We start from the raw sequence: 17,214 nt of genomic DNA, 5'->3' as shown, positions 1-17,214 counted from the left end.
ACCGACTGACGCGGATCGCTCTAACTGTCTTCGAAGGTATAGGCAAGCGGATGCCCCCGCACACCACCATCCGCGTCGAGCTGGGCGAGCGCCAGATCGAACCGTGCTCGCCATTGTTCGCCATACTGTGCATTGACATCGGTCATCGGGCCGCTGACACCCAGATAGTATGGCGTACCGCTTACTGTTACCGCCGCAACGGCTATCGCGCTGGTGATCAAGCCGGTTCGAGCTAGTCGCGCTATAAAAGACGCAATGCTTGCAGGCATTTCTTAATTTCCTCTTCTATTGTCGCGATTGCTTTTCGTCACCGTCCGAAATTCTAGGAGCAGGCGGATACCGCCTCTAAACAACAAATCGTTCCGTCGATAGCAGTGAGGGTCGTAAGCAGATATGTGACTTTGCTTATCTGCCTTCAGCAAACACATCCGTGTTTCGCCGCATGAAATCAAATCAGCTAAGCAAGCGACAAAACGTGCTAAAACGCACTGGCAAAGCGTTCAATAATCAGCTCCTACCACCGTGCCTCGACGGAGGACCTCACCACTGGAGACCGAACATGAGCGAGCCTGCATCCGCCAACTGGCGCCTTGAAACGATCGCCGTGCACGGCGGATACCAGCCCGACCCCACTACCCGCGCGGCAGCCGTACCGATTTATCAGACGGCCGCCTTCGCTTTTGACGATACCCAGCATGGCGCGGATCTGTTCGATCTGAAGGTGCCGGGAAATATCTATACCCGGATCATGAATCCGACACAGAACGTGCTCGAACAGCGCGTTGCCGCGCTAGAAGGCGGCGTGGGCGCACTAGCGGTCGCGTCCGGCCAAGCAGCGGTCACCTATTCGATCCTTACGATCGCCGAAGCGGGCGACAACATCGTTTCCTCGAGTACGCTGTACGGTGGGACCTACAACCTGTTCGCGCACACGTTGCCGCAATATGGCATCACCACACGTTTTGCCGATTCGCGTGAGCCAGCCTCTTTCAGCGCCGTGATCGACGATCGCACCAAAGCGATTTTCGTCGAATCAGTTGGCAATCCGCTTGGCAATATCACGGACATTGCCGCGCTCGCCGAGATCGCGCATCGTCATGGCGTGCCACTGATCGTCGACAACACCGTGCCCTCTCCCTATCTGCTGCGCCCGTTCGACCATGGCGCGGATATCGTGGTGCATTCGCTGACCAAGTATCTTGGCGGTCACGGCACCAGCATCGGCGGCGCGATCGTGGACTCGGGCAAGTTTCCGTGGGCCGAGCATGCGGATCGATTCAAGCGCCTGACCACGCCCGACGTGAGTTATCACGGCGTCATCTACACCGAAGCGCTTGGACCCGCTGCCTATATTGGACGGGCGCGGGTGGTACCGCTGCGCAACATCGGGGCCGCCATCTCTCCGTTTAATGCATTTCAAATCTTGCAAGGAATCGAGACACTGGCACTGCGCATGGATCGAATCAGCGAGAACACGCTGAAGATCGCGCAGCATCTGCAAAAGCACGGAAACACCGAATGGGTAAGCTATGCAGGCTTGCCAGACCATCCGGACCATGCGCTCGTCAAGCGCTACCTGTCAGGGCGCGGCCCCGGCATCCTGACGTTTGGCGTCAAGGGTGGGCGTGCCGCCGGTGCACGCTTCCAGGATCGGTTGAATTTGTTCACCCGCCTGGTCAATATAGGCGATGCGAAATCGCTGGTCACGCACCCGGCTTCCACCACGCACCGGCAGCTTTCATCGGAAGAACTGGCGCGCGCGGGTGTGCGTGAAGAGACGGTGCGGCTGTCGGTGGGTATCGAACATATCGATGATCTGCTGGAAGACCTCGATCAGGCATTGGCCACGCTTTGAGCGACGGAACCGCTTTCTCGAGGTGGGCGGCATTTGCTGGGGCGTGAAAGATGGACCATCCCGACGCCATTCGGAAACGCATAACGCGCGGTTGCATGGGCCCTCGCCCTGCCTCAGCGCGACCGGTTCGACTTCGGCCCCGTCGACGCACGCACGACCAGTTTGGGTGATGGTGCCAATACCATTCCCGGATGCATCTCGTGTGCATCGATCAGACGAATCAGACTGCTGACGGATAGCTCCGCGATCGCCGCCGTCTGGATCGCAACCGTGGTCAGCGCCGGATGAACCTGATGCGCAAGCTGAATGTCGGTGATGCCGATGACCGATACGTCGCCCGGCACGGACCGGCCGAGCGTGATCAAGGCCTGCACCGCCCCGATGGCCAGCAGATCATTGGTCGCGAAGATCGCGCTGAGGTGCGGGCAATTCGCCATCAATTGCATGCAGGCTGCGTATCCGGCATCGATCGAATCGCGAATTTGCAATACCGCGCCGGCATCCGTTTCGATACCGGCCTCGCGCATGGCGGCGCGAAAGCCGTTCGAGCGCGCATCCTGCAGGCCACCGCAGCCGTCGCCGATCAGCAGGCCAATTTCACGATGCCCAAGATCGAGCAGATGACGCGCGGCGAGCGCGCCCGCATGCGCGAAGTCCACCGCAACGCAGGGTAAGGCGGGGGGCGTCTCGGGATGTTCCCACATGGCGAGCAGAATCGGCGCGCTATGTATCGCCGACGCGCACAGATCATTGATCGCGATGTCCGTGTTCATCACAAGCACGCCGTCGGCCAGCGTGCCGGCAATCTGGTTCAAGTAGGCGCGGCCAATCTCGGCGTCGTCGTCGGTATTGCAAACCATCAGGAAACGGCCCGCCTTGCGCGCAGCACGCTCGGCCGCCAGCACGAACTCCGGATAAAACGGATTCGAAATATTCGACAGCATCAAGGCCAGCGTCGACGAGCGCCCCTCGGCGAGCGCGCGCGCGTTCAGGTTTGGCCTGTAGCCAAGATCCGTAATCGCTTTCAGCACACGTTCGGCGGTTTCAGGACGAACCTTTTCGCGGTTGCGCAGCACGTTCGACACCGTAGCGGCCGTCACATGCGCCCGTCTGGCAACTTCGGAGAGGGTAACCATGATCTCGCTATCCCACATTCAGGGAACGTTATTCAAATATTGCAAAGGATGGACAAGGTTGTGATATCTTGCTGAAAAATACAGCGGAGACACGCATTATGCCTTCTTCCACCGCCCTCGAATTTAAGCGATTAAATGCCGATCCTGCAAGGGTTTTCGTACTATTTTCGACAAAAATTTAAGCGGTTAAATCGGAGGGAAAATGGCGACAATTCGTCTGACGAACGTGCAGAAGTCGTACGGTGCCCATGCGCCGGTAATCCGGCAGGTCAACCTCGACATCGCACAACACGAATTCTGCGTGTTCCTCGGCCCATCGGGCTGCGGCAAGTCCACGCTGCTGCGCATGATCGCCGGGCTGGAGGATCTCAGCGAGGGTGAGTTGCACATCGGCGGCCGTCTCGTGAACGACGTGCCCGCCGCTGCCCGCGGCGTGGCGATGGTGTTCCAGAGCTACGCGCTGTTTCCGCACATGACCGTGTTCGACAACATGGCATTCGGACTGCGGCTCGCGAAACACCCCAAAGACGTGATCGCCCGGAAAGTGCGCGAAGCCGCACGCATTTTGCAACTGGACAGTCTTCTGGAGCGTTACCCGAAAGCGCTATCCGGTGGCCAGCGTCAGCGCGTCGCCATCGGCCGGGCGATCGTGCGCGAACCCGGCGTGTTCCTGTTCGACGAACCGCTGTCGAACCTCGACGCGGCGTTGCGCGGCCAGACGCGCGTCGAAATCGCACGTTTGCATCAGCGCTTTACCAACGCGAGCGTAGTCTATGTGACGCACGATCAGGTCGAAGCCATGACGCTCGCGGATCGCATCGTATTGCTGCACGCCGGTGCCGACGCGGAGCGCTTCGGCAGCATTGCACAAAGCGGCGCGCCGCTTGATCTCTATCACCATCCGACATCACGCTTCGTGGCCGGCTTCATCGGCTCGCCGCGGATGAATTTTATCGATGCCGTCGTCGAATCGAAGCTTGCAGGCGGCGTGCGCGTCAAGCTCACCGGAAGCGGCGAGCACCTTGAGGCAGCGGTGGACGGCCACCGTCTGCAAGCGGGACAGACCGTCACGCTCGGCGTGCGGCCCGAACATCTGCGGCTTGCCGGCGACGGACAGTTCATCCAGTGCGTGACCGTGCTGTCGGAACGGCTCGGCGAGCACAGCTACATTCACGCCGACCACGCCGACGGGTCGCTGATCGCCAAGACCGAGGGCGACACGTCGATCGGCGCGGGCGAGCACGTTCGCGTGCACGTCCCGCCATCCGCCTGCCACTTGTTCGACGCGGACGGAATCGCGATGCCACGCAACGCTTTCAAGCGTGAGCAGGCCGCCGCATAGCACGACACGCTGCCAGTGCATGGCGCGCGGGCAGCGCGCAAATGGATCCCGCCAGAGAGCGGGTTACATCGTCTGGCAGCGCCGAGTTGTCAGAGAAAAGGTAGTCAAGGAGACAAAACATGATTGCTCTTCGCCTTCGCCGTCTAGCGCAATGTTTCGCGGTCGCCGCGTTGGTTGTCGGCGCGTTTTCCAGCAGCATGGCCGACGCCGCGACATTGAACGTGAACGTGTCGGCACGCGGAAATCAGCGCTCGACCTGGCAAGAAGCGTTCGACAAGTTCAAGAAAGCCAATCCGGGCATCGACCTGAAAGTCACGTATGTCACCGAGGAAGTGTACAAAGTGCAGATGAGCGGTTGGCTTGCCACCGATCCGCCGGACGTTCTGTCGTGGCATGGCGGCGAACGCATGGCGTATTACGCACAACGCGGCCTGCTCGAAGACCTGTCCCCGGACTGGAGCAAGAACGGCTGGTCGCAGCAATATGCGTCGGTCAAGGAAGCCTCGACCTATAAGGGCAAGCAGTACGCCGCGCCCCTTGGCTATGACGCGTACGGATTTTTCTATCGCAAGGATCTGTTCGAGAAGGCGGGGATCAAGGGCGAGCCTAAAACATGGGACGAACTGCTCGACGCCTGCAAGAAGCTGAAGGCAAGCGGTGTCGCGCCGATCGCCGTGGCCGCGCGCGATAGCTGGACGCTCGCCGCGTGGTTCGACTATCTGGATCTGCGGATCAACGGCAACACGTTTCACCAGCAATTGATGGCAGGCGACGTTCCGTATACCGATCCGCGTGTGAAAAAAGTGTACACCGCATGGAAGACGCTGATAGAAAACCACTATTTCATCGATAACGCGCTCTCTTACGACCTCGATTCGATTGCGCCGTTTCTCGTCAATGGCAAGGCGGCGATGATGCTGATGGGCACCTTCTTTTCGGCGAGCATTCCTGCGTCGATCAAACCCGAGATCGGTTTCTTCCGTTTTCCCGTGATCGACGCGAGCGTACCAATGGCTGAGGACGGTCCGGTGAACGTATTGCTGATTCCGACAAAAGCAAGAAACAAAGCCGACGCGCGCAAGCTCCTGGCTTTCATGGAGACACCGGAGATCAATGCGGAGCTCGCGAAGGGTTGGGGTACGCTGCCATCGAACAATAAATCGCCCGAACCCGAGGACGCGATTTCGAAAGTCGGCTTCCAGACACTCGCGAATACGCAAGGCGGCATTGCGCAGTTCTACGATCGCGACATGACCAAGGAAATGGCCGACGAAGGCATGAAGGCGATGCAGCAGTTCTACAACGACCCGTCGCAGCTCGATGCCCTGCTCGCCCGCCTCGAAGCGACCCGCAAGCGCATCTACAAGAAGTAAGCCCCGCAGCGCCGGCACGACTACCCCGTCCGGCGCTCGCCATCGCATTCCGACGAGGCTTGATCATGTTCCATCCCGTAGCGCGCCGCCTGCCGGCGGCCCGGCATCGTCACGTCTCGACGACGCACCGGCATCAACATCGCGCGGCATTCTTCTTCCTGTTACCCGGCTGTGCACTGCTGTGTCTGTGCGTGATCTATCCGATCATCAGCAGTATTTCGCTCAGTTTCTACAGCTGGGACGGTATGACGCCGAAAAGCTTCGTCGGCTTCAGCAACTACGTCGAACTGTTTCATGCGGACACGTTCTATACGGCGTTGAAGAATAACCTGCTCTGGCTCGGGCTGTTTCTACTGGCACCGCCGCTCGGGCTGCTGTTCGCGCTTTATCTGAACCAGCACATCCGTGGCATGCGTGTTGTGAAATCGCTTTTTTTTGCCCCTTTCGTGTTGTCCGGCGTAGTAGTAGGGCTTGTGTTCAGTTGGTTCTACGATCCCGGTTTCGGACTGCTGCGTCTGCTCGTGGGACATGGCATTCCGGTGCTCGGTGATCCCCATACGGTGACTTTCGGGATCATTTTCGCCGCACTCTGGCCGCAAACACCGTTCTGCATGGTCCTGTATCTCACCGGTCTTACCGCCATCAATCCCGAAGTGGTGGAAGCGGCCCGCATGGAAGGCGCGAAGGGTGTACGTCTGCTGTGGCACGTGATCCTGCCGCAACTGCGCCCTGCCACGTTCATGGCTGTCGTGCTTACCGTGATCGGTGCGCTGCGCAGTTTCGACCTGATCGCGGTGATGAGCGGCGGCGGCCCGTTCGACAGCTCCACCGTGCTCGCCTATTACATGTACGACCAGGCCATCAAGTACTACCGCGAAGGCTATTCCGCGGCGATTGCCGTCGTACTGTTCGCCATCATGCTTGTCTACATCGTGTTCCATCTGCGCCGCATGCTGCGCGAAGAACGCTGATTTCAAGGAATTCCGTGCCATGTATCCGCTTCCCATTGAACGCTGGAAACCGCGTAATCGCGCGCTCTATAAAGCCTCGCTGCCGATCGCGCTGCTGATCTGGCTGCTGCCGATGCTCGCAGTGCTGGTCACATCGGTCCGTTCGTCCGACGAACTTTCGCGGGGCGACTACTGGGGTTGGCCCAGGCATTTCGCGTTGATCGAGAACTACGGCACGGCGCTTACGCAGACGCCGATGCTGCACTATTTCGCGAATAGCGTACTGATCACCGTCCCTTCGGTGCTTGGTGCGATCGTGCTAGCTTCGATGGCGGGCTTTGCCCTGGCGACGTACCGCTTTCCCGGCAATACGCTGGTGCTGTTCGCGTTCGTCGCGGGCAATTTCGTGCCGATCCAGATCCTGATGATTCCGGTGCGCGACATGGCGCTGAAAGTAGGGTTGTTCAACAGCGTGTGGGCGCTGGTGATTTTCCATGTGTCGTTTCAGACCGGGTTCTGCACGCTGTTTCTGCGCAACTTCATCAAGCAGTTGCCCTTTGAAATGATCGAAGCTGCGCGCGTGGAAGGCGCCGGCGAGTGGACCATCTATTTGCGCATCGTGTTGCCATTGATCCGTCCCGCACTCGCGGCACTGGGAATTCTGGTCTTTACATTCGTGTGGAACGACTACTTCTGGGCCTTGTGTCTGACGCAAGGTGACGACGCCGCACCGATCACGGTGGGTGTCGCCGCGTTAAAAGGACAGTGGACCACCGCCTGGAATCTCGTGGCGGCGGGCTCCGTTCTGGCAGCGCTGCCCTCCGTGCTGATGTTCTTCGTGATGCAGAAACATTTCATCGCCGGCCTGACGTTCGGGGCAAGCAAGGGTTGAGCGACTCGGCTTGCACCTTCACCTCTTCAGGAGACTTTTCTCATGCAACTTGGTGTCTGTTATTACCCGGAACAATGGCCCCGTTCGATGTGGGCCGACGACGCGACCCGAATGGTCGAAATCGGTATGACCCATGTACGCATCGGTGAATTTGCGTGGAGTCGCATGGAGCCGCGCGACGGCGAATTCGACTGGACATGGCTTGACGAAGCGGTAGACACGTTGTCCGCCGCGGGGCTGAAACTCGTGCTCGGCACGCCAACTGCATCGCCGCCGAAATGGCTGATCGATGCGCATCCGGACGTCCTCCCGGTACGCGCGGACGGCACGCGCTGGCACTTCGGTTCGCGTCGGCATTACGACATTTCAAGCGAGACATACCGGCGCGAATGTTTGCGTATCGTCACGGCGATGGCAGCCCGTTATGGACGACACCCGTCGATTGTCGCGTGGCAAACGGATAACGAACTCGGCTGTCACGACACCGTGCCAAGCTATTCGCACGCCGCGTTGCAACGGTTTCAAGCGTGGCTGCGGCAGCGCTACGAGCGCATCGCCGTACTGAACGAGGCATGGGGCAACGTGTTCTGGAGCATGGAGTATCCATCGTTCGAGGCAATCGAATTGCCGCATCTCACGCCGACCGATGCCAATCCGATACACCTGCTCGACTTTCGCCGCTTCATGTCCGACGAAGTGGCGAGTTTTCATCGCGAACAGATCGCGGTGCTGCGCACACATGCGCCCGGTGCGGATCTGCTGCATAACTTCATGGGCTTTTTCACGACTTTCGATCACTACCGCTTTGCTTCGGACAGCGCGCTTGATATCGCCGCCTGGGACAACTATCCGATTGCCCGCACCGAATCGATCGCGCTGCCCGAGGCGCAGAAAGCGTATTACGCAAGGACCGCGCATCCGGATGTATCGGCATTCGACCACGATCGTTATCGCGCGATCGGCGGCGGACGCCTCTGGGTGATGGAACAGCAGGCGGGTCCGGTCAACTGGGCACCGTGGAATCCGGTGCCGGCACAGGGCATGGTCAGGTTGTGGGCTTACGAGGCATTCGCACACGGCGCCGAGCTGGTGTCGTATTTTCGCTGGCGCCAGTGTCCGTATGCCCAGGAGCAGATGCATTCGGCCCTGAACCTGCCGAACAACGAATTATCGCCGGGTGGTCTGGAAGTACAGCAAGCGGCGCGCGAGATCGCGGGATCGGCGGTGCTGTCCAAGCTTGGCAAACCCTCCCGCGCGAGTGTGGCGATCGTCTTCGACTACGAAACGCAATGGATGTTCGACATCCAGCGTCACGGCACGCACTTCGATTATCAGACACTGGTGTTCGACTACTACGAAGCGCTGCGCGAGTTGGGGCTCGATGTCGATATCGTATCGGGTGGAACCGATCTCTCGCCCTACCGCCTGGTGGTGGTGCCCAGCCTCGCGGTGATCGACGACGCACTCATCGACCAGTTCAAAACCGGAGCCGCGCAATGGGTCTTCGGACCGCGCAGCGGCTCGAAGACCAGCGCGTTCGCCATTCCATCCAACCTGCCGCCGGGCGCGCTGCAACACGTTCTGCCGATGCAGGTGCTGGAGGTCGAATCGCTGCGCCCGACGCTCGCGCCTGCCGTGACGATTGGGGATACGCCGGGTGTCGCGCTGCATTGGCGCGAACACGTGCGTGCCAACGACGACACGCGCGTCGAGGCGCTCTTCGACGATGCGTGGCCGGCGGTGCTCGCGCACGCGCGCGTGCGGTATGTGGCGGGCTGGTTATCACATGCATTACATCGTGCGGTGCTTGCACAGGCTGCGCATGATGCCGGCATCGCGACACGACTTTTGCCGGAAGGCTTGCGCGTTCGCCGTCGCGACGGGTTGGTCTTTGCGTTCAATTTTGGCGCGCAAGCGGTGGAAGCGCCGGCGCCATCGAATGCGGCCTTCGTGCTCGGCAACGCATCGTTGAAAACCGGTGATGTCTGCGTGTGGAGGGACGCTTGAGAAAGGACGGTGCAACAGGCTGGATGCAATCGGGCGCAGCCATCGTGGCGCGTCAACCCGGAAAAGGCGGCCGTGTCTGAGAGCCGCCATTCAATCAATGGAGGATGACAAATGAACCGAAGAGACATGCTTGGATGGCTGGCCTCAGCGAGCGCCGCGGCCGCAACGGCGGGCGTAGGTACCCCGGCCTTGGCCGGCGGACTGGAACAGCTGATGGGCAGAAGGAACCGTTTTGCGATGGGAGCGGACGTGTCCACCCTCCTCGAACTGGAGGCGAATGGCGCGACGTTCTATGATCACCACGCACCACTGGACTGTCTGCGGATCCTGCGCGCGCATGGTGTCGACGCGATCCGCATCAAGGTCTGGAACGATCCCGGCAACCCGGATTTCTTTCCGGCCAATCAAAGTCCCGTTGCCGGCTACAATAATGCCGAGCATGTGCGCACGCTCGCTCGCCGCGCAGCAGCGCTCGGCATGCGGATATTGATCGATTTCCACTACAGCGACTGGTGGGCCGATCCCGGCAAGCAGTATCCCCCGCATGCGTGGGCCGGCAAGGACCTCACTGAAACCTGTGATTTGCTGTCCGCTTACACGTCGACGGTGCTGAAGATGCTGCGCAGCGACGGGGTGCATCCAGAATGGGTGCAGGTCGGCAACGAGATCACCGGTGGCATGCTCTGGCCGCTCGGTAAATATGATCAATGGGACAACCTCGCGCAATTACTGAAAGCCGGGCACGACGCGGTCAAATCGGTGGACGATCGCATCAAGGTGATGCTCCACCTGGACAGCGGCGGCAATAATGCAACGAGCCGATGGTGGTTCGATAGCGCCACGCAGCGCGGTGTCACGTTCGACGTCATCGGGCTGTCGTATTACCCGCAATGGCAAGGCTCACTCAACGATCTGCAGACCAACGCGAACGACCTCGCAACGCGTTATGACAAGGACGTGATTGTTGTCGAGACCGCTTTTCCGTGGACGACCAGTGACGGTGATTCGGAACCCAACGCCATGACCAACGTCGGTTCGTCGACCTATCCGCAGACGCCAGCGGGACAAGCGCAATTCCTGAACGCGCTGACGGATATCGTCCAGTCGATTCCCAACGGCCATGGCAAGGGCGTGTTCTGGTGGGAACCGGAATGGATCCCGACGCCGAACGTCGGCTGGAAACTGGGCGCCGGTGATCAATGGGACAACAACACATTGTTCGATTTTCACGGGAACGCACTGTCTTCGCTCGATGCGTTCCGCAGGCGCTGATCTGATTGGCACGTGGCGGCGGATAGGTCAGCCCTCGCGGATCGACCTTGAATGCCGAAAAAAGCTTCTGAAGCTGCCGCTCAACAGTGCGTAGTCGCAGCCGAGGGTGCCGTCGATCAGGCCATCTTGGCGTGTTCGCTGCTGCCGATTTCTCTAATGGTGCAAACCTCTCTATTTTCCTACGATAGAGTCTGATGCACACCCATGGTTGCCACCTAACAAATAATTAACACGACAGCGCCGCGACCCGGCGCGACGTCGCATACTCCAGTGTTGCAAGGCTATACAGTTCATGCAAAGCGTGTCAAAACACCCAATACGTTATTGCGATGCCGTTCGCGCGGCGTGATCGATCAACCTTGCAACGTCGTCGGGGCGAGATCGCATCAACATGTGGCTGGAGCGAATGGACATGACCGTGGCCCCAATGTGCTGCGCAACGGCTTGCTGCACGGCGGGCCTAAGCGCGTTGTCGCTGGTGGTGCGTAAATACCAGCTTGGCTTGTCGTGCCAAGCCGCGTGCTGGATCTTGCCAGTAAAGCACCCCGCAGCGATAGGCTGCTGAACCGATGCCAGCGAACGCCCGTCTTCGAACGGAATATCTGCCGCCATAATATGCTGGAACCGTCGAGGATCGTCGAGCCAGATCATGCCCTCCGCATCCGGCTCGACGCCCGACATTTGCGCGTCGAGCCGCTGCAGCAGGTCAGCGACGGACTGGTCATCATCCGGTACCAGCTCCGATAAATAGACAAGGCCCTTCACCTTGGCGGCATTGCCTTCCTGAGTGATGTAGGTTTAGCTAAGGACCTACCTGTAATAACAAGAAAGGGTTAGTCGAGTTCGACTCGGGCATCGAACTCGATTAGCAACTGTCCTGCTCACTCGAAGGCTCGGCTATATTCAGTAATGTCACAGATTCTAGCTTGGTTACGTCCCAAATTCTTTGCACGATACAGCGCGAAATCCGCAGCGGATTTCAGCCTCTTCGAATCAGCCGTGTCAAATATCGCTGCTTCAGCAACACCGATCGAGATGGTCGCATTTCTCGATACATCGGATCTACGATGTTCGATTTTCAAATTTCGTACTGCTTCTAACATTTTCTCGGCCACCAGACCCGCTTCTGCTCCACCAGTGCGCGGAAGTATAACGACAAACTCCTCTCCACCGTATCGTGCAATAAAGTCGTGAGGACGCTTGATGGCAGATGACAGGGTCGCAGCAATTCTTTTCAAACAATCATCACCCGCTAAATGACCATAAGTATCGTTGTAGCGTTTAAAATAGTCGACATCAATCATCAGCAGCGAAAGCGGCTCGGAGGTTCGCATGAAATGGCGCCACTCCTTATGAAATTGTTCTTCAAATCGACGGCGATTGGCAATGCCGGTCAGACCGTCAGTTTCCGCGAGGTCTCGTAAAATATCCGTCTGAAATTTTAATGCTAGATGATTGAGCAGTCTGGCTTTAAATATTACGGGATTAATTGGTTTATAAATAAAATCAGCCGCACCAACCTCAAATCCGGCAATTTCGTCAACCTCCTCGCGACTAGACGTAAGAAATATGACTGGTATGGTAGACGCATTATTGTCTTCTTTGATTGAGCGACAAACGTCCAACCCATTCAAATCTGGCATCTTAATATCCAGAATTACCAAATCAGGCAATGCTTCCTTGCACATCTTGAGTGCGTCACGTCCACTTGTCGCGAAAAATATCTCATAATGACTATCAAATATCGTTTGCAGAGAATAAATGATCGCAGGCTGATCATCAACAATCAAAATGCGTGGCAACTGACCACGTCGTTCAATTAATTCATTAAGATTACTCACGATGACCTTCGTTCAAATAATTTTCCAGAATATCAATCGCCTGATTAAAACGCAATTGCGATGTATGATTGCACAATTCTTGCATCCAAGCTTGATTGGTGACGTTTGATAATTTTGACAATTGCTCTGCTTCACTAATTGCCTTGATATTCCCTGTTTTCAACAAAGTCGTCAACATCTTCAGCCTATCTTTGAACTTCTCTTCCGATAATTCCAGCGGCGAATTTACCTCACTCTTTTCTTCTGCAACAGATATACCCACCTGAGCATGTAATGCCACTATAGTAGGTTCGACGAGAGCGCAAATCTCGTTACTTAAATCTCTTGCGATTCTCATGTAGGCGTCAGCGTCGCGCGCATTCCTGAGAGTCACTTCCGCGCTGCTTGCAACGGAGGCAATCTTTATCGCACCGACAGTTGCCGCAGCCCCCTTCAGGGCATGAAACTCATCGGCACTACTTCCTATATCAGCATTCTCTAAATGAGCTAGAATTTTATCGATTAGCAAACGGGCTTGCTCCGAAAAAGATTTCAGGGCAAGCCTGTACACTTTTGTATTTTGATTAAATCTTCTGGCAATACGTAACCAGGATTCAACCAGTGTTTGCGCCTCATCTTCCCTCGGATCTTGTTGCATATTGCGCTGCGGTGACAAATCCGAACTTAAAGGACGCTTCACATAGCGCAGCAATGTTCGCTCTACCTCTTCGATGTCTATTGGCTTTCCGATATGCGCATCCATCCCAGCGGCAATCGATGCCTCAACATCGGAAGGTGCGTTGTTTGCGGTCATGGCAATAATAGGAACGTTAGCACCAAACTGATGTGAACGAATACGCCTAGTTGCCTCGAATCCATCAATATCCGGCATTTGTATATCCATTAGGATAACTTCGAATTCCGAATCGTGATGTGTTGCAAGTCGGACACCGGACAGCCCTCCTTCAGCAAGCGTCACCCGCGCTCCTGATTCAAGAAGTAAACTTTGAATCACCTGACGATTCAGTTCATTGTCCTCAACGACCAAAACGCTTACGCCAGGAAGCTTCGGTCCGGCTAGCGCTTTGGTCGGCAATAGCACATTACTCTGGTCAGGATGCAGGCGAGCATTGGTTACCGCCCGTAATAAATCATCCCTCAGAATAGGCTTGGTCAAGACATCACTAAACGGCACCGATCTTTGCTTGAGCACATCCAACAGATCTTCATGTCCAAAAGCCGTTACCATAACGATAGGAGGACAATGCTTTCCAAGCAAATGGCGCAGCTTTTCAGATACCTGGATACCGTCCATGCCTGGCATCCGCCAATCCATGAAAATCACATCTTTTTGAGGCTGATCGCCATCCGCGATCCGCAAAAATCGATTAAGCGCTTCGTAACCACTTTGTGCAGTATCGACCTCCCAGCCCAATGAATGGCACATTGAGGCCAAAATACTCGTTGCTATCGCGTTGTCATCAACGATCATGACACGCAACGGCTCTTCAGTTCTTAACGTTTGGACAGGCGAGATATGGAGAGGTAGTTCAAACCAAAAATGGCTGCCTTTCCCGAGCGCACTGCTTAAGTGCAAGTCACCACCCATTAAATTGACTAGCCGCTTGCTTATCGCCAGCCCAAGCCCCGTGCCTCCATAATGTTTGGTCGTAGACGATTCAGCTTGTGAAAAAGCATCAAAGATAAATGCCTGCTGCTCTTCCGAGATCCCAATACCAGTGTCTTTCACCGAAAAGCGAACATGCGTTTGGCCGCCAACAGTTTCGACATAGGCAAGTGCGAGCAAAACGTAACCATGCTCAGTAAACTTTATCGCATTGCCGCAGATATTGACCAACACCTGCTTCAGGCGTAGCCGATCGGCAATAATCTCATCGTTTATTCGTGGATCAATGTCAAACAAGATCTCTAAGTTCTTGCCCGCGACATTGCCACTCAAAACAACATTTATTTCCTGCAAAAATTCACTAAGAGAAAATCGGTGAACATCTAGCTCTATCTTCTCTGCTTCAATTTTTGAATAATCCAAAATATCATTGAGCAGGTCCAGGAGCGATTGGGCCGCGCTTTTCGCTTTTTGGACATAGTCACCTTGGCGTTGGGTCAACATAGAACGTTCTAGTAATTGCAACATCCCCAACACCGCATTGAGTGGAGTGCGAATTTCATGACTCATATTTGCCAAGAATCGTCCCTTGACCCTATCTGCTTGCTCTGCTTGTTGCTTAGAATAAATAAGAGACTGCTGATATATATGATTTTGGGTTACGTCAAGGTTGATGCCTATCAAGCGTACCGCACGACGCTCGTGATCTCGCTCGACCATTCCCGCCGCTTGGATATATCTTACTTGTCCATTTCTGTGGAGCGCCCTAAACTTCGGATCGTAGATTTCGTCCTCTTCGATTGCACGGCGTAAAGCGCATTCCACGTATTCGATATCATCTGGATGAACCCGGATGCGCCATTGCTCGTAATCTATTTTTCATCACGTGATATTCCCTCGCAATCGTAGAGCTCGAACATTAACTTGTTCCACCTGAGCTCACCGGTGTCGATATCCCAAATCCATACACCAAGACGTGCGATTTGCGCTGCCAATTCGAGCTGCTCGTTGGCTGCACGAAGCATGTCTTTTTGAAGCTGATTTGTATGAAGCGCATCGGACAATTCAGCGCGTTGCTGGCTTAATTCAGTCACGTCATGGACGATTACAAAGAAGCCGCGTACTTCGCCATCTATTTTATCGGGGAGATAATGAGCAAGGGCAACTTTGGTGCCATTAGGTGTGACGATTTCTCGCTCAAACGTTTGAGGCTGACCAGCTAGAACGCCTTCAACATGCGGTATATTTTGGGTATATAAATCAAGGCCAAGAAGATCAGGAAGTCGTCGTCCTAATAGCTCGCCTGGCGTCACGCCGAACCAGTTGTGATACGCGATATTCGCCACTTGATTGACCAAATTCTTGTCCCAATAACCAATCATCGATGGCAGGGCGTCCATGACCGTACGCAACGTACGACGCGCTGACTCTAATTCGGACGTTCGTAACTTAACCTCATTTTCTAACGCGTCCTTCGCATCACGTATTGCCCGTTCTGCTGCCTTCTTGGCAGTGATATCTCTGACAGTCTTTGAGGCCCCTAGAATTACCCCTTGTGGTCCGAATATTGGTGACACGGAGACAGAAACATCGATCAGTTCGCCGCTCTTTGTTCGCCGCTTCGTCTCAAAATTCAGGCGACTTTTACCTTTTGATATGTCATCAAGGATATGTGCCTCTTCATCTTTCCGATCTAATGGCACGATCAGATCGAGCAATGGCCTCCCTATTGCCTCGGCAGTTGAGTAACCGAATATCTCTCTTGCACCTCTGTTCCAGGTGGTGATGACTCCGTTTAGATTCTTTCCAATAATGGCATCTATCGAGCTGTCTACCAGCAAAGCTAATTCCATACGGGCTTTGAAAAGTTCTGTCGCCTTACGGGCTTGTTCAAATCTGAAAAACAAGAATCCGTTGACCAGTGACGCTATCGCTACAAGAAATCCGAAGAGTGGCCACAGCGGGATAATCGACTGTTGTGCAATGTACGATTTCGAAAAATGCAGATCGATGGTCCACCTCCTACCATAAACGTTTATATCCCGTCGAATCTCTCCTCCATTTCCTTTGAACGTAGGGGAAACGATAGATTCGAAAAATGGAACGGGACGTCCAGGTTCCGAGGAATCAGACAAATTAAGTCGAACTTTGTCAGCGTCTAAACCTCCATTACACAAAACTTCGGCCATGGACAGCGGAGCATACGACCAACCGCGAAGGGAGCGGATTCGCTCATCCTCAGTTTTGTTCCCATCACCTGAATATACCGGCAATAGAAACAAAAAGGACTGTGTCGTTTTCGTTGGGTCTTGGACCAACGTGATCGGTGCGGTCAAGGTCGCTAGGCCGGTCTTGGCAGCCGATTCCGCTGCCTGGCGACGGCTGTGCTCCGAAGCGATATTCAACCCCATTGCATTAGCATTAGATTCGCGTGGGAAAATGTATTGAATAATAAACTTGTCACCCGAAGATTGAGATAAATCCCGAATTTCAATATTAAAATGATTTTTTTGAAAAAACTCTTTTTGAAATAAAAGCACGTCGCCTGCTTTGACAAAATTAATATAACCTATTCCTTTTGCCCCAGGGAACTCTTTTGGAAGATCTCGGGTTTTGCTATAGTCATTTAATTTTTTTTCTGTCACGATACCAGAGTCTGCGACAACGATCGCACCCCGCATACCGCGCAGACCATATTCGTATCTACCCAACCTTTCCAGAATATTATTTTCTGTTTTCCCAAGCGTTTCATGAAATGATTCTTGTACTATTTTTTTGTTGTGGTACCCAGCAAATACCATTGTTATGGTCAATAGCAACACTGACAATGCCAACGACACAACGATCTTCCGAAGGTCATTTAGGTCAAGCTTCTTGATTCTGCTAAAAATCGATACTCTTGCACTCATGCCTTCTCCGCTTCTATTTTCAAACGGCAAA

General features: G+C 55.2%; 13 protein-coding genes. 7 read left to right on the top strand and 6 right to left on the bottom strand.

What is annotated here, in order from left to right; genetic code table 11:
• Positions 1-20: 20 nt before the first annotated feature.
• The gene (locus WM40_RS30915; protein ID WP_201779136.1) at positions 21-269 is read right to left on the bottom strand and encodes a hypothetical protein; all 249 of its coding nucleotides are present in this window, start codon (positions 267-269) and stop codon (positions 21-23) included.
• 290 nt (positions 270-559) lie between these two features.
• On the opposite strand from WM40_RS30915, the gene WM40_RS11780 reads away from it, so the two are divergent.
• Positions 560-1,855 (top strand): O-acetylhomoserine aminocarboxypropyltransferase/cysteine synthase family protein, encoded by a 1,296-nt coding sequence (locus tag WM40_RS11780; protein ID WP_024905259.1) that lies wholly within the window; start codon positions 560-562, stop codon positions 1,853-1,855.
• A 113-nt stretch (positions 1,856-1,968) separates the two neighbouring features.
• On the opposite strand, the gene WM40_RS11775 is transcribed toward WM40_RS11780, so the two are convergent.
• Positions 1,969-2,991, bottom strand: a complete 1,023-nt coding sequence (locus WM40_RS11775; RefSeq protein WP_046152970.1) for a LacI family DNA-binding transcriptional regulator — start codon at positions 2,989-2,991, stop codon at positions 1,969-1,971.
• Between the two features lie 202 nt (positions 2,992-3,193).
• Here WM40_RS11775 and WM40_RS11770 point away from each other — a divergent pair, with 202 nt between their 5' ends.
• The 6 genes from WM40_RS11770 to WM40_RS11745 all read left to right on the top strand — a co-directional run bounded on the left by WM40_RS11770 (position 3,194) and on the right by WM40_RS11745 (position 10,827).
• Entirely contained in the window at positions 3,194-4,333 is a 1,140-nt protein-coding gene (locus WM40_RS11770; protein ID WP_046152940.1) for an ABC transporter ATP-binding protein, read from the top strand.
• Positions 4,334-4,452: 119 nt separating this feature from the next.
• A complete protein-coding gene (locus WM40_RS11765) occupies positions 4,453-5,706 on the top strand; it encodes an ABC transporter substrate-binding protein (protein WP_046152939.1) in 1,254 nt (417 codons plus the stop codon).
• Positions 5,707-5,771: 65 nt separating this feature from the next.
• Positions 5,772-6,677 carry a carbohydrate ABC transporter permease gene (locus WM40_RS11760; RefSeq protein WP_024905255.1) on the top strand — a complete coding sequence of 302 codons (906 nt, stop codon included), beginning with the start codon at positions 5,772-5,774 and terminating at the stop codon, positions 6,675-6,677.
• A gap of 19 nt (positions 6,678-6,696) precedes the next feature.
• Complete coding sequence (locus WM40_RS11755) at positions 6,697-7,548, top strand: carbohydrate ABC transporter permease (protein WP_046152938.1); 852 nt, start codon at positions 6,697-6,699, stop codon at positions 7,546-7,548.
• Positions 7,549-7,590: 42 nt separating this feature from the next.
• Entirely contained in the window at positions 7,591-9,555 is a 1,965-nt protein-coding gene (locus WM40_RS11750; RefSeq protein ID WP_046152937.1) for a beta-galactosidase, read from the top strand.
• A 111-nt stretch (positions 9,556-9,666) separates the two neighbouring features.
• Positions 9,667-10,827 carry a glycoside hydrolase family 53 protein gene (locus tag WM40_RS11745; protein WP_046152936.1) on the top strand — a complete coding sequence of 387 codons (1,161 nt, stop codon included), beginning with the start codon at positions 9,667-9,669 and terminating at the stop codon, positions 10,825-10,827.
• A 321-nt stretch (positions 10,828-11,148) separates the two neighbouring features.
• On the opposite strand, the gene WM40_RS11740 is transcribed toward WM40_RS11745, so the two are convergent.
• The 4 genes from WM40_RS11740 to WM40_RS11725 all read right to left on the bottom strand — a co-directional run bounded on the left by WM40_RS11740 (position 11,149) and on the right by WM40_RS11725 (position 17,183).
• The gene (locus WM40_RS11740) at positions 11,149-11,619 is read right to left on the bottom strand and encodes an alpha/beta hydrolase (RefSeq protein WP_157685779.1); all 471 of its coding nucleotides are present in this window, start codon (positions 11,617-11,619) and stop codon (positions 11,149-11,151) included.
• A gap of 89 nt (positions 11,620-11,708) precedes the next feature.
• Positions 11,709-12,668, bottom strand: coding sequence for a diguanylate cyclase domain-containing protein (locus WM40_RS11735; protein ID WP_024905251.1), 960 nt, complete (start codon positions 12,666-12,668; stop codon positions 11,709-11,711).
• A complete protein-coding gene (locus WM40_RS11730; protein WP_269083089.1) occupies positions 12,661-15,150 on the bottom strand; it encodes a PAS domain-containing hybrid sensor histidine kinase/response regulator in 2,490 nt (829 codons plus the stop codon). Before WM40_RS11730 ends, WM40_RS11735 begins: the two co-directional genes overlap by 8 nt.
• Positions 15,147-17,183 carry a CHASE domain-containing protein gene (locus WM40_RS11725; protein ID WP_052738294.1) on the bottom strand — a complete coding sequence of 679 codons (2,037 nt, stop codon included), beginning with the start codon at positions 17,181-17,183 and terminating at the stop codon, positions 15,147-15,149. Before WM40_RS11725 ends, WM40_RS11730 begins: the two co-directional genes overlap by 4 nt.
• Between the last annotated feature and the right edge of the window lie 31 nt (positions 17,184-17,214).

The organism is Robbsia andropogonis, from assembly GCF_000970345.1.
In the GTDB taxonomy this organism is placed as follows: domain Bacteria; phylum Pseudomonadota; class Gammaproteobacteria; order Burkholderiales; family Burkholderiaceae; genus Robbsia; species Robbsia andropogonis.
Note: the sequence above shows the minus strand (reverse complement) of the source record. Positions and strands in the feature narration are given on the sequence as shown.

What these genes read in the sequence shown, in the direction of transcription:
- WM40_RS30915 (WP_201779136.1), bottom strand. Translation starts at nt 269, where the DNA reads ATGCCTGCAAGCATTGCGTCTTTTATAGCGCGACTAGCTCGAACCGGC.
- WM40_RS11780 (WP_024905259.1), top strand. Translation starts at nt 560, where the DNA reads ATGAGCGAGCCTGCATCCGCCAACTGGCGCCTTGAAACGATCGCCGTG.
- WM40_RS11775 (WP_046152970.1), bottom strand. Translation starts at nt 2,991, where the DNA reads ATGGTTACCCTCTCCGAAGTTGCCAGACGGGCGCATGTGACGGCCGCT.
- WM40_RS11770 (WP_046152940.1), top strand. Translation starts at nt 3,194, where the DNA reads ATGGCGACAATTCGTCTGACGAACGTGCAGAAGTCGTACGGTGCCCAT.
- WM40_RS11765 (WP_046152939.1), top strand. Translation starts at nt 4,453, where the DNA reads ATGATTGCTCTTCGCCTTCGCCGTCTAGCGCAATGTTTCGCGGTCGCC.
- WM40_RS11760 (WP_024905255.1), top strand. Translation starts at nt 5,772, where the DNA reads ATGTTCCATCCCGTAGCGCGCCGCCTGCCGGCGGCCCGGCATCGTCAC.
- WM40_RS11755 (WP_046152938.1), top strand. Translation starts at nt 6,697, where the DNA reads ATGTATCCGCTTCCCATTGAACGCTGGAAACCGCGTAATCGCGCGCTC.
- WM40_RS11750 (WP_046152937.1), top strand. Translation starts at nt 7,591, where the DNA reads ATGCAACTTGGTGTCTGTTATTACCCGGAACAATGGCCCCGTTCGATG.
- WM40_RS11745 (WP_046152936.1), top strand. Translation starts at nt 9,667, where the DNA reads ATGAACCGAAGAGACATGCTTGGATGGCTGGCCTCAGCGAGCGCCGCG.
- WM40_RS11725 (WP_052738294.1), bottom strand. Translation starts at nt 17,183, where the DNA reads ATGAGTGCAAGAGTATCGATTTTTAGCAGAATCAAGAAGCTTGACCTA.